Annotated in this window: 13 protein-coding genes; all 13 read left to right on the plus strand. The window is 49.0% G+C overall.

The window, feature by feature from the left end; genetic code table 11:
- Window positions 1–81 precede the first annotated feature (81 nt).
- The 13 genes from DWX32_RS03735 (at window position 82) to DWX32_RS03790 (ending at window position 13,069) form a co-directional block, all read left to right on the plus strand.
- The gene (locus DWX32_RS03735) at window positions 82–3,135 is read left to right on the plus strand and encodes a glycoside hydrolase family 2 TIM barrel-domain containing protein (protein ID WP_117802016.1); all 3,054 of its coding nucleotides are present in this window, start codon (window positions 82–84) and stop codon (window positions 3,133–3,135) included.
- Window positions 3,136–3,336: 201 nt separating this feature from the next.
- Window positions 3,337–3,945 (plus strand): hydrolase, encoded by a 609-nt coding sequence (locus DWX32_RS03740; protein WP_118659296.1) that lies wholly within the window; start codon window positions 3,337–3,339, stop codon window positions 3,943–3,945.
- Between the two features lie 222 nt (window positions 3,946–4,167).
- Window positions 4,168–4,500, plus strand: a complete 333-nt coding sequence (locus tag DWX32_RS03745; RefSeq protein ID WP_070103703.1) for a helix-turn-helix domain-containing protein — start codon at window positions 4,168–4,170, stop codon at window positions 4,498–4,500.
- A 141-nt stretch (window positions 4,501–4,641) separates the two neighbouring features.
- A complete protein-coding gene (locus DWX32_RS20435; protein WP_256359690.1) occupies window positions 4,642–4,776 on the plus strand; it encodes a hypothetical protein in 135 nt (44 codons plus the stop codon).
- Window positions 4,777–4,851: 75 nt separating this feature from the next.
- Window positions 4,852–5,301 (plus strand): hypothetical protein, encoded by a 450-nt coding sequence (locus tag DWX32_RS03750; protein ID WP_172680781.1) that lies wholly within the window; start codon window positions 4,852–4,854, stop codon window positions 5,299–5,301.
- 395 nt (window positions 5,302–5,696) lie between these two features.
- A complete protein-coding gene (gene thrS, locus DWX32_RS03755) occupies window positions 5,697–7,634 on the plus strand; it encodes a threonine--tRNA ligase (protein ID WP_118659297.1) in 1,938 nt (645 codons plus the stop codon).
- 84 nt (window positions 7,635–7,718) lie between these two features.
- Window positions 7,719–8,042 (plus strand): DUF1540 domain-containing protein, encoded by a 324-nt coding sequence (locus tag DWX32_RS03760; protein WP_055221693.1) that lies wholly within the window; start codon window positions 7,719–7,721, stop codon window positions 8,040–8,042.
- Between the two features lie 308 nt (window positions 8,043–8,350).
- Window positions 8,351–8,845 carry a translation initiation factor IF-3 gene (infC, locus tag DWX32_RS03765; protein WP_022461743.1) on the plus strand — a complete coding sequence of 165 codons (495 nt, stop codon included), beginning with the start codon at window positions 8,351–8,353 and terminating at the stop codon, window positions 8,843–8,845.
- 35 nt (window positions 8,846–8,880) lie between these two features.
- Window positions 8,881–9,078: a 50S ribosomal protein L35 gene (gene rpmI, locus DWX32_RS03770; protein ID WP_022461742.1), complete on the plus strand. Its 198-nt coding sequence runs from the start codon at window positions 8,881–8,883 to the stop codon at window positions 9,076–9,078.
- 49 nt (window positions 9,079–9,127) lie between these two features.
- Window positions 9,128–9,484: a 50S ribosomal protein L20 gene (gene rplT, locus DWX32_RS03775; protein ID WP_022461741.1), complete on the plus strand. Its 357-nt coding sequence runs from the start codon at window positions 9,128–9,130 to the stop codon at window positions 9,482–9,484.
- A gap of 95 nt (window positions 9,485–9,579) precedes the next feature.
- The gene (locus tag DWX32_RS03780; protein ID WP_117760612.1) at window positions 9,580–10,731 is read left to right on the plus strand and encodes a DUF362 domain-containing protein; all 1,152 of its coding nucleotides are present in this window, start codon (window positions 9,580–9,582) and stop codon (window positions 10,729–10,731) included.
- Between the two features lie 89 nt (window positions 10,732–10,820).
- Window positions 10,821–11,258: a GatB/YqeY domain-containing protein gene (locus tag DWX32_RS03785; protein ID WP_055221697.1), complete on the plus strand. Its 438-nt coding sequence runs from the start codon at window positions 10,821–10,823 to the stop codon at window positions 11,256–11,258.
- Complete coding sequence (locus DWX32_RS03790) at window positions 11,255–13,069, plus strand: ABC-F family ATP-binding cassette domain-containing protein (RefSeq protein WP_118659298.1); 1,815 nt, start codon at window positions 11,255–11,257, stop codon at window positions 13,067–13,069. Before DWX32_RS03785 ends, DWX32_RS03790 begins: the two co-directional genes overlap by 4 nt.
- Window positions 13,070–13,206: the final 137 nt, after the last annotated feature.

The following is a 13,206-nucleotide window of genomic DNA, read 5'->3' on the forward strand; positions in this document are numbered from 1 at the left end:
AACCTGATCGGCACCGGGACCGCGTGTGTTTCGGTGCTGATATTGGAAACAAAAGACAGAATAAGGAGGACTTAAAAAGAGATGATTGTTCCAAAATATTTCGAAGATTTCGATCACCTGCATGTGAATACCATGCCGAACCGTGCCTACTACATTCCGGCATCCCGCCGCATGGAGGATCTGGTGGAGAACCGGGAGGCGTCGGACCGCTTTTTTCTGCTTTCCGGTGACTGGAAATTCCGCTATTTTACCAGTGTTTACGATGTAAAAGAGGAGTTTTTCGCAGAAGGATACGACACTTCTGCATTCGAGACGATTCCGGTGCCGTCCGTCTGGCAGAATTATGGCCATGACCACCATCAGTATACGAACGTCCGCTACCCGTTCCCGGTGGATCCGCCGTATGTGCCGTATGAGAACCCGTGCGGTGCGTACGTGAGAACGTTCGAGTGGAAAAAACAGGAGGAAGCACCGAGGGCATTCCTGAATTTTGAGGGCGTGGATTCCTGTTTCTACGTGTGGATGAACGGCAGCTTCGTCGGCTACAGCCAGGTGTCTCATTCTACGAGTGAATTTGATGTAACAGACTTCTTAAAAGATGGCACCAACACCATCGCCGTACTGGTGCTGAAATGGTGCGATGGAAGCTATCTCGAGGATCAGGACAAATTCCGCATGAGCGGCATTTTCCGCGATGTCTATCTGCTTGCAAGACCAGAAAAAGGCATCCGCGATTACTTTGTAAAGGCAGCGCCGGACGCATCGTACCAGAATGGAGAAGTTTCGATTGCGATTACCTGGAATGACGGGGAACCGCAGGAAGGAACGGCAAAGCTGTTTGATACAGAAAATCATCTTGTGGCAGAGGCAGCGTTTGGCGGCGATACGGTTCAGATGCATGTAAAAGATGCACATCTGTGGAATGCCGAGGAGCCGTATCTGTATACGCTGGTGCTGGAGACGGCGGGTGAGGTGATCACGGATCATGTCGGCATCCGTGAGATCCACGCGAAGGACGGTGTGCTGTACCTGAACGGCGTGAAGATCAAATTCCACGGAACAAACCGCCACGACAGCGATCCGGTGACGGGATTTGCAATCAGCCTTGCACAGATCAAAAAAGATCTGAAGGTAATGAAAGAGCACAACATCAATGCGATCCGGACCAGCCATTACCCGAATGCGCCGTACTGTTATCAGCTTTATGACCGTCTCGGTTTTTATGTCATCGATGAGGCGGACAATGAGAGTCACGGCACAGAGGAAATTTATGCGAATTACACGAGCTGGGAAGAGTATGCGAAGAACTGGAATAAACTAATTGCGAACAATCCGGTATTTACCGAGGCAACCGTAGACCGCACACAGCGTTGCGTAGAGCGCGATAAAAACCGCCCGAGCGTTGTCATCTGGTCGATGGGAAATGAGTGCGCATACGGCTGTACCTTCGAGGCGGCCTTAAAGTGGACGAAGGAATTTGATCCGACGCGACTGACGCACTATGAGTCGGCACGGTATGTGGATGATCCGAAGAAATACGATTACAGCAACCTCGATCTCTACAGCCGCATGTATCCATCACTCGAGGAGATCAAAAAAGAGCTGGTGGAGTACGGGGATAAGCCGTATATCATGTGCGAATACTGCCATGCGATGGGCAACGGCCCGGGAGATCTTGAAGACTACTTTGAACTGATCCACAGCGAGGAGAAGATGTGCGGCGGCTTTATCTGGGAGTGGTGCGACCACGCGATTGATATGGGAAAAACGATCGAGGGAAAGAAGATGTACGCGTACGGCGGCGACCACAACGAGTATCCGCACGACGGCAACTTCTGCATGGACGGACTTGTTTATCCGGACCGCACACCGCATACGGGACTGATGGAATTTAAAAACGTGTATCGTCCGGTGCGCGTGACGGGATATGATGCCGAAAAGGGTACACTGACCATCAAAAACTATATGAATTTTGTGAATCTGAAAGATTACGCTGTGCTCGGCTATGAGGTGCTTGTGGACGGCGAAGTGACGGAGAGCGGCAAGATTACAGATGAAGCACTGCTGGAGCTTGCGGCAGGCTGTGAGAAGACGATTCCGCTTGCCATTTCCGTGCCGGAGCAGGGAAAATGTGCGCTGAAGGTTACCTGGTATCAGAAACAGGCCACTGAGGTGCTGCCGGAGCAGTTCGAACTGGGATTTGAAGAAGTTCCGGTGAAAACGAAAGACAATCAGAACCAGAAGGCAAAAGAGATGATGAAGCGCCCGGAGGGAACGGTTTCGTTTGGATGGAAAGAGGACGATCATTATCTGACGGTATCGACGGAACAGTTCAGCTATACCTATAATAAGTTCACCGGCCTGTTCGAGAAAATGTGCTATGCCAACCAGAATCTGCTCGACCGCCCGATGGAGCTGAACATCTGGCGTGCGCCGACAGACAATGACCGCAATATCAAGAATACCTGGATGCGTGCGCAGTATGACCGCACCGTGACGCGGGCGTATGAGACAACGGCAAAAGAAGAAAACGGCTGCGTGGAGATCGAGACAAGCTATTCGATTTCGTCTCCGGCTCTGCAGCGGATCCTTGCAGGTGTGATCAAATGGACAATTTACAGCGACGGAACGACCGATGTCCATGTGGAAGCAAAGAAAGACCCGGTATTCCCGGTTCTGCCGCGTTTTGGCCTGCGCCTGTTCCTGCCGGAATCGTTTGCAGAACTGACCTACTGCGGCCTCGGTCCGGTGGAGAGCTACGTGGATAAGCACCAGGCAAGCTATCACGGCGTTTTCCACAGCACACCGGCAGAACAGCAGGAAGACTATATCCGCCCGCAGGAGAACGGCAGCCACTACGACTGCGATTATGCAAGTCTTGCCAGTGATCGTGCGGTATTGACGGCAGTGGGCGAGAAAACCTTCTCATTCCAGGCATCTATTTACACGCAGGAGGAGCTGACCGCGAAAGCCCACAACTATGAGCTTCGGCCGTGCGGAAGCACTGTTTTCTGCATCGACTACCGCCAGGCCGGGATCGGATCGGCAAGCTGCGGACCGATGCTGCTGGAAAAATATCAGCTGAAAGAAACCGAAATCAGCTTCGATGTGCGGCTGAAACCGGAACTTCTGTAAAGTGTAGAATTTGAAAAATAAGAAAAGCGCTGTGCCCTCTCTCTGAAAGGTGAGGGAACGGCGCCTTTTTATATGATGTACAAAAAAAGTCTTGATAAACCTATTGAATTGCTATGAATATAGGATTATAATGGACGAAATTATAATTCAAATCCAATCCAGGTGATTCTGGAAAGAGAAAAGGGAAGGAGAAAATCAAGCATGAGTGAAATTACAAGAGATGAGGCATTTACTTTATTAAAAAAATACAACAAAGATCCCTTCCATATTCAGCATGCGCTTACCGTAGAGGCCGTGATGAAATGGTATGCAAGAGAGCTTGGCTATGGGGCAGAAGAGGAGCACTGGGGTATTGTCGGACTGCTGCATGACATTGATTTTGAGCTGTATCCGGCAGAGCACTGCCTGAAAGCACCGGAGCTTCTGCGGGGAGGCGGCGTGTCGGAAGATATCATTCATGGTGTCGTTTCCCATGGCTGCGGCATTACCATTGAGTGCGGCGTCACACTGGATGTGGAGCCGGTGCATGAGATGGAAAAAGTTCTGTTTGCAGCAGATGAGCTGACGGGACTGATCTGGGCAGCTGCGCTGATGCGGCCTTCGAAGAGCACAAAAGACATGGAACTGAAATCCTTAAAGAAGAAATATAAGAGCAAAGGCTTTGCAGCAGGATGTTCGAGAGAGGTCATTGAGAGGGGCGCCGATCAGCTTGGCTGGCCGCTGGAAAAATTACTGACTATGACCCTGCAGGCAATGGCCGACAGCGAGGATGAGATCAACCGGGAAGTGGAAGCGGAACAGAACGCATAAAAACAGTCTGAGTTTCGGTGTAAAAACGGGAACTCAGGCTGTTTTTTTGCATGGCGCATCTTTTCCCAGGCATTACCATTTCTTTTTTTGTTAGATCGCAAGAAGAAAATACGGAATCCGCACAGGGCAGGAAGAGGCGTTTTTTCAGCATTGGAGGAAGTGACGGACAGGGAATTTTGTGATATAGTAAAACAAAATCTGAGTGAAAAGGTGAAATACAAAATGATCAGTGAAAAAATTTTTGAATTAATTCTTCGAAACGGGGTGACCCAGAAAGAATTCTCTGAAGAAACCGGAATTTCACAGAGCACCATCAGCGACTGGAAAAGAAAGGGGACGAATCCGTCGGCGGATAAGATACTGAAAATCTGCGAAGTGCTGAAGGTTACGCCGTATGAGCTTTTAGGAGAAAATGAGATCGAACGGAAAGCAGTGGATCTCGAAATGTGCGCGGCAAACACAGAGGAGAAAATGATTCTGGAAGGCTTTCGTAATTTGCCCGACAGAAAAAAGGAACGAATTCTGGGATATCTGGCGGCATTGCAGGAGGAATAAAAGGATGCAGAAACCATCTGTGAATATCCTGGCCTCTCAGATGAGGAAAATATTTCAAAAATCTGAGATTTTCTATCGCGAATCTCTCTTAGGAGTGATAAAATAAACCATAATACGTTCGGCAGAAAGAGGGAATCGAGTATGAAATATGCCTACAAAAACGGAAAAATTTTAAACGGAACGAAAGAGATGCAGGTCCAGACCGGTCTTACGATCCTGACGGAGGGAGAAAACATCACGGCGATTGTTCCGGAAGAATCGACCATCCGCAGGTAAAACGTAATCCGGTCGTGACGGCGGAACTGGATAAATTTCTGGTGGATTAAAAACAGGATGGAGAAGACAAACAAGATGGAAGAAACGAAAGAAACACAGGAAAGCTTACAGCGAAAAAGAGAACAGGCCCTGCAGCGGCTCCGCAAGGAGCGGACAGAAGAAGCCCTGTGGGACTGTGTTACTGCGTATCAGGATTTTGAGTTCCATACGTATTCCGGCCTGCCGTATTCCTACCATATGAAATACGGCAGAAGCGGCACCTATACAAAAGAGCTCTGGATCAACCGCAGAGAAAAAAGCAAAAGTCTTGTCTGGAGCTCCGTCCGGAGTGCATATCAGAAAGTGCTGGAATTACAGCAGGAGAGCGAAAGACCGGTTGTCGAGCGCCCGAAAGCGCTGGGCGATATCCGTGGAATCACGTATATTTACGGCATCTTTTACGAGTTTGCCCTGCTGGAAATGCCGGAAAAAGCAAAAGAAAAAATTGCTCTGCAGACAGCAGGACAAAAATCGCCGGAAAAATAAATTTTTCGCCCATGCAGGTCTTGACAACCACGCATTGGGTGATATAATCTAAAACTATCGGGAGCCAAAAAGCACCGAACACAAAAAACAAAGCGTAGAAGAGACGAGTAAATCACAGTGAATGTGACAGAGAGAAACCCCGTTTTGTGGTGCAAGGGTTTTAACAGGAACGTGATCGAAGACCAGCTCTGAGCGGTCCCAATCCGGCCCGGTGATTCCGTTATCGTCAAATGAAGTGGTTTGAAAAAACAAAATGGGTGGAACCGCGGTGAATGAAAATACATCGTCCCTTTTGACAGCATAAGCGTGTCAGAAGGGACTTTTTTGTTGCTGTAAAAAGTATAAAAATTCTGAAACACGCTTGCGAAAAATATACAAAGAAAGAGGTAAAGCAAATGATCATCACACTGAAAGATGGAAGTACCAAAGAGTACTCCGAACCGAAATCCATCATTGAGATCGCAGCAGACATCAGCGAAGGCCTTGCAAGAATGGCCTGTGCAGGTGAAGTAAACGGTGAAGTAGAAGATCTTCGTACCGTCATCGACAAGGACTGCAATCTTTCCATTCTGACCTTCAACGATGAAGGCGGAAAAGCAGCATTCCGTCACACCACATCCCATATCATGGCACAGGCAATCAAGAGACTGTACCCGGAGACCAAGCTTGCAATCGGACCGTCCATCGCAGACGGATTCTACTACGATGTAGACAGAGATACTCCACTCACCAGCGAAGACCTTGAAAAAATCGAAGCAGAAATGAAGAAAATTGTAAAAGAGGATCTGAAACTGGAGCGTTTTGAGCTGCCGAGAGCAGAAGCCATCGCCTTCATGAAAGAAAAAGAAGAGCCATATAAAGTAGAACTGATCGAAGATCTGCCGGAAGACGCAGTCATCAGCTTCTATCGCCAGGGTGAATTCACGGACCTGTGCGCAGGCCCTCATCTGATGAGCACAAAGCCGGTCAAAGCCTTCAAACTGACCAGCCTTGCAGGTGCATACTGGAGAGGCAGCGAGAAAAACAAGATGCTGCAGAGAATCTACGGAACTGCATTCACAAAGAAAGCAGAGCTCGAAGAGTACCTCCACATGATCGAGGAAGCAAAGAAACGTGACCACAGAAAACTCGGAAAAGAGCTCGGCCTGTTTATGATGAGTGAGGACGGCCCGGGATTCCCGTTCTTCCTTCCAAAAGGAATGGATCTGAAAAATGCACTGATGGATTACTGGCGTGAAATCCACAGAAAAGCAGGATACGTAGAAATCTCCACACCGATCATCCTGAACCGTCGCCTGTGGGAGACCTCCGGTCATTGGGATCACTACAAAGAAAACATGTATACCACCGTCATCGACGAGGAAGATTATGCAATCAAACCGATGAACTGCCCGGGCGGCGTTCTCGTTTACAAATCCGAGCCTCGTTCCTACCGTGATCTGCCGCTGCGTCTGGCAGAGGTTGGTCTGGTACATCGTCATGAGAAATCCGGCCAGCTGCACGGCCTGATGCGTGTACGCTGCTTCAACCAGGACGATGCCCATATCTTCATGACACCGGAGCAGATTAAAGATGAAATCAAAGGCGTTGCAAACCTGATTGACCAGGTTTACAAACTGTTCGGATTCAAATATCACGTAGAGCTGTCCACCCGTCCGGAAGACAGCATGGGAAGCGATGAGGACTGGGAGGTAGCAACCGAAGGTCTCCGCGGCGCACTCGATGACCTTGGCCTTGACTATGTAGTCAACGAAGGCGACGGCGCATTCTATGGCCCGAAGATCGACTTCCATCTGGAAGACTCCATCGGAAGAACGTGGCAGTGCGGTACCATCCAGCTTGACTTCCAGCTGCCGCAGAGATTCGAACTGGAATACACAGGAGCAGACGGAGAGAAACATCGTCCGATTATGATCCACCGTGTTGTTTACGGTTCTGTTGAGCGTTTCATCGGTATCCTGATCGAGCACTTTGCAGGTGCATTCCCAACCTGGCTTGCGCCGGTACAGGTAAAGGTTCTGCCAATCTCCGACAAATACGCAGATTACGGCAAGAAGGTTCTGGACGCCCTTCACGAGGCAGGCATCCGCGCAGAGATGGATACCCGTTCCGAGAAGATTGGATATAAGATCCGTGAGGCACAGGGACAGAAGATTCCATACATGCTGATCGCCGGAGCAAAAGAGGAAGAGGCAGGTCTTGTATCTGTCAGAAGCCGTTTTGCAGGTGATGAAGGCCAGAGAAGCCTGGAGCAGTTTATTGCAGATATCAAAGAAGAAATCGCAAGCCGCGTTAACCGCCCGGTTACTGTTGAAACAAAAGAAAATAAATAATAAAGCATAAAAAATTACCTCTTGGAAATAATGGTTTCTATGCGGGCGAAACCGCAGAAACTAAATTTCAGGAGGTAATTTATTATGCCAGCATTAAGTTGTTCCGCTATGACCTGTGTTTACAACCAGAACGAGCTCTGTTCCAAAGGAGATATCCGCGTAGGCGGAAGCGGAGCCAAAAGCTCCATGGAAACGTGCTGCGAGAGCTTCAAGGAGCGCGGTGAGGGCACGATGTCCAACTCCACCGGCTGCGGCTGTACGAAAATCGGTGTCGACTGCAAGGCGCAGAACTGTACCTTTAACGACAACTGTAAATGCGAAGCCGGAGATATCCATATCGCCGGAGACAGCGCATGCAGCTGCCAGGAAACCGAGTGCAGCTCCTTCCGCTGTGGCTGCGGGAAATAAATACGAAAAAATGCGAAAATCAGTATTGACAACAGGATGGGAGAGTGCTATACTACAATAGTCTGAGAAAAAGAAAGTAGAGTATCCACTCTCACCCTAGCGCAAACACGCGACTACGGTCCAATATTGATCTTAAGTTCTCTTTGTGTAGAGATTTATGTACAATGTTAAGTGGATAGTCTGTCTATCCACTTTTCTTGCGTTATCAGTCAAATCCGGTCCGGTGAGCCGAGTTTGATTTCGTTACACCGCAAAAGCGGGAACACAGTCTTTTATAATGATGGAGGTGCACTACAATTAGCGAATTAATGATTAATGAGCAGATCAGAGACAGAGAAATTCGTCTGATCGGTCAGAACGGAGAACAGCTTGGAATTATGTCTGCCAGAGATGCGTACCTGAAAGCACAGGAAGCAGGTCTGGATCTTGTGAAAATTGCTCCGACAGCGAAACCGCCGGTTTGCAAAATTATCGACTACGGAAAGTACAGATATGAACTGGCCCGCAAGGAAAAAGAAGCAAAGAAAAAACAGAAAACAATTGAAATCAAGGAAGTTCGCCTTTCTCCAAACATTGACACCAATGATCTTAATACCAAAGTAGGTGCAGCCCGCAAGTTCATTACAAAGGGAGACAAAGTAAAAGTAACACTTCGTTTCCGCGGCCGTGAGATGGCACATATGAACAGTAGCAAATACATCCTCGATGAATTTGCAGAGAGTCTGTCCGATATTGCAACGGTTGACAAAGCGCCGAAGGTGGAAGGCAGAAGCATGACCATGTTTTTGACGGCTAAACGTTAAAATACATTTGAATCAATATCAAGGAGGAAATTAAAATGCCAAAGGTAAAAACAAGCAGAGCAGCTGCAAAGCGTTTTAAAACAACAGGAACAGGAAAATTAGTAAGAAATAAAGCTTACAAGAGCCATATCTTAACCAAGAAATCTCAGAAGAGAAAAAGAAACCTGAGAAAACAGACTACTGTTGATGCAACAAACGTAAAGAACATGAAGAAAATCTTACCTTACATGTAATTTTTGCAAGGTAGAGTTACGCCCAACAGATCAAGGAGGAAAATAAGAAATGGCAAGAATTAAAGGCGGCATGAACGCTAAGAAAAAACATAACAGAGTATTAAAACTGGCTAAAGGTTACAGAGGAGCCAGAAGCAAACAGTATAGAGTAGCAAAACAGTCCGTAATGCGCGCACTGACCAGCTCCTACGCAGGAAGAAAACAGAAAAAACGTCAGTTCCGTCAGCTGTGGATCGCTCGTATCAACGCAGCAGCAAGAATGAACGGTCTGTCCTACAGCAAATTTATGTATGGTCTGAAACTGGCAGGCGTTGAGCTGAACCGTAAAGTTCTGGCTGACATGGCAGTTAACGATGCAGAAGGATTTGCAACACTGGCTGAGCTTGCAAAAAGCAAAGTAGCATAAGTAAAAACATATTCTGTGTGAATATACGAAGAAGCTGTGAGAACCGGTAAGGGGATCGCAGCTTCTTTTGAAATATAGAAAAACATGAGGTGAATATGAAAAAAAGCAAAGTGGCAGTGGTTGCCTGTCCCGACTATGAGCCGGCGCACGTAAAGGAAAGCCTGCAAAAGGGATTGGAAGCAATTGGCGGCCTGGAATCTCTGATCGGAAAAGAAGAGAATATCTTATTAAAACCAAACCTCGTCCGCTCCGCAAAACGAGAACGCGCCGTCGTGACCGACCCGGAAGTTATGGATGCCCTGATCACGATTTTGCAGGAAAATGGCTATGAGAATATTTCCTGCGGCGATTCCTGCGGCCTTGGCACCCCGGAGGGCATTGCAAAGGAAGCCGGGCTGAAAGAGGTGCTGGAAAAACACAACGTTCCGCTGAAAGATTTCCTTACGAGCGAGCGCGTAGAAACCGCCGATGGCAAATTTCTGATGATTGCGAAAGATGCACTCGACTGCGACGCCCTCATCAGCGTCAGCAAAATGAAAACCCACGCGCTGGAACGCATCACCGGAGCTGTCAAGAACCAGTACGGCTGCATCAGCGGCGTCTACAAAAAACTCGGCCACACGCAGTATCCGAACGCTGAGAGCTTCGCACACATGCTGATCGAGCTGAACCAGAAAGTCGCCCCGCGCCTCTATATCTGCGACGGCATCGTAGCAATGGAAGGCAATGGTCCGACTTCCGGCGACCCGGTTTCGATGGGAGTTCTTCTTATGTCCACCGATCCGATCGCACTGGATACCGTGTTCTGCCATCTGGTGAACCTCGATCCGTCGTATGTGCCGACAAATCTCTACGGGGAAACGCTCGGCCTTGGAACGTGGCACGACGACCGCATCGAAATCGTGACAGCGGATGGCACCATATCCGAGGAAGAACTGAAAAGAAAGTACGGAAATCCAAACTTCAACGTCGACCGCCGCAAAGCCCGCAAAAAAGGAGCCCTCGACCTGCTCGAGATCCTCGGGGTCTTCCAGAGCCGCCCCTATATCATAGAAGAAAAATGTAAAAAATGCGGCGTCTGCGTTGAGAGCTGCCCGGTGGAAGGGAAAGCCGTCCGCTTTGATAACGGCCGCAGAAATCCGCCGGTCTACGATTATAAAAAGTGCATCCGCTGTTTCTGCTGTCAGGAAATGTGCCCACATCAGGCAATCCAGGTAAAGAAACACCGTCTGCCGTGGGGAAAATAAGGGAGCTATCCTACAAAGTGACTGGAAAAGCAAAAAGAGAAGTGTTATACTTGAAACCGGACAAAATTTAGTACAGGAGGAACAACACCATGGAATTAGAAACTTTAAGAAGTGATATGATAGCAGCAATGAAAGCCAAAGACAAAGCGAGAAAAGAGGCCATCTCTTCCCTGATCTCCGCAGCAAAGAAGGTTGCCATCGACGAGGGCTGCCGTGATGACATCAAACCGGAGCTCGTAGACCGTGTGATCTTAAAAGAGCTGAAAACCGTAAAAGAACAGATCGACACCTGCCCGGCATCCCGCGAGGATTTAAAGGCAGAGTACCAGTTCCGCTACGACGTCATCAGCGAGTACGCACCGAAACAGATGAGCGCAGACGAAGTCAAGGCCTACATTCAGGAAAAATTCGCAGACGTGCTGGCAACCAAAAACAAAGGCGCGATTATGAAAGCCGTTATGGCAGATATGAAAGGTAAAGCAGACGGAAAGGTGATTAACCAGACCGTTGCAGAACTGTGCAAATGAATATCATCAACATCGAACACATCAGCAAACTGTTCGGCGATAAACTGATTTTTGACGATGCCTCCTTCGGTCTGCAGGAAGGCGACAAGGTCGGTATCGTCGGAATCAACGGAACCGGAAAATCCACGCTGCTGCGCATGGTAGTGGGAGAAGAAACACCGGATTCCGGCCAGATTATCCGCCAGAACAACCTCAAAATGGCCTACCTGCCGCAGACACCGGAATTCCCGAAGGATGCCACCGTGCTGTCCTATACCCTTTCCGGCGATGAGGAGGACTGGCAGGTGCAGAGTAACCTTGTGCAGCTTGGCATTACCGAATACGACGCAAAACTCGATACGCTCTCGGGCGGCCAGCGCCGCAAAGTTGCCCTGGCAAAAGTGCTTGCGTCCGATTTTGATGTCCTGATCCTCGACGAGCCGACCAACCATCTTGACAACGAAATGCTCTCCTGGCTCGAGGATTATCTGAAAAATTACCGCGGAACCGTCTTTATGGTCACCCATGACCGTTATTTCCTGGATAAAGTGTCAAACCGCATCCTCGAAATCAGCCACGGAAAAATGTACAGCTACGATTCCAACTATTCCCGCTTTCTGGAACTGAAAGCTGAGCGCGAGGAGATGGAACTCGCCTCTGAACGGAAACGCCAGAGCATCCTGCGCATGGAACTCGAATGGGCGAAACGCGGCTGCCGCGCAAGAAGCACAAAACAGCGCGCAAGACTCGACCGTCTCGAAGTACTCAAAAATGGCACGGCACCGACCGCAGACGCTGTCGTGGAGATGGATGCTGTCGAGACCCGCATGGGAAAGAAAACGATTGAATTCCATAACGTCAGCAAAGCCTTCGGCGATAAAACGCTGATGAAAGATTTCGAATACATCTTCCTGCGGAACCAGAGTGTCGGCATCATTGGCCCGAACGGCTGCGGAAAATCCACAATGCTGCGGATGATCACCGGAGAAGTCCTGCCGGATGCGGGAACCATCGAAATCGGCGACACGATCCGCATCGGCTATCTGGCACAGGAAGAGCCGGACATGGATACGAATCAGCGCGTGATCGACTACGTGAAAGATATCGCTGAGTATGTCCAGACCCGTGACGGCCGAATCAGCGCATCGCAGATGCTCGAACGCTTCCTGTTCACACCGGATATGCAGTACACCCCGATTTCCAAACTCTCCGGAGGCGAAAAACGGAGACTGTATCTCTTATCCGTCCTGGTGAGCGGCGCCAATGTTCTGATCCTCGACGAGCCGTCCAACAACGTTGATATCCCGACCCTGACCGTGCTTGAGGATTTCCTGAACACGTTCGTCGGCATCGTCATCACCGTTTCCCACGACCGCTATTTCCTGGATAACGTTGTGGACCGCATCTTCGAATTCGACGAAAACGGAAATCTTCTGCAGTACGAGGGCGGCTACACCGATTACCTCGAAGCAAAAGAACGCCGTTTCGGCGGAAGTGCGGAAGAAACGGCAAAAGCAGCGCCGTCCAAAACGTCCGCGGACGAACCTGCAAAGCCAAAGAACAACGACTGGAAGCAGAACCGTCCGACCCGCCTGAAATTTACGTTCAAAGAACAGCGCGAGTACGAGATCATCGATGACGATATCGCCGCACTCGAGGAAAAGATTGCATCGCTTGACGATCAGATGCTTAAAAACGCCACCAACTCTGCAAAGCTCGCCGAACTGATGGCGGAAAAAGAGAAGACCGAAGCTGCTCTGGAAGAAAAAACCGAGAGATGGATTTATCTCACCGACCTCGCAGAACAGATTGAGGCGCAGAATCAGAAATAAAAGAAGCAAAGGAACTGTCCGCAGAAGAGAAAAAAATATGCGGGCCGTTCCTCCTTTTTTTATCGAGAAATTCGACGCGGAATTACCAGAAGTTGTAAAAAACTTGTATTTTTCCCTGAACACCCACAGAAAATCTG

This window comes from Blautia sp. AF19-13LB, from assembly GCF_003479105.1.
GTDB classification, from domain to species: domain Bacteria; phylum Bacillota; class Clostridia; order Lachnospirales; family Lachnospiraceae; genus Fusicatenibacter; species Fusicatenibacter saccharivorans.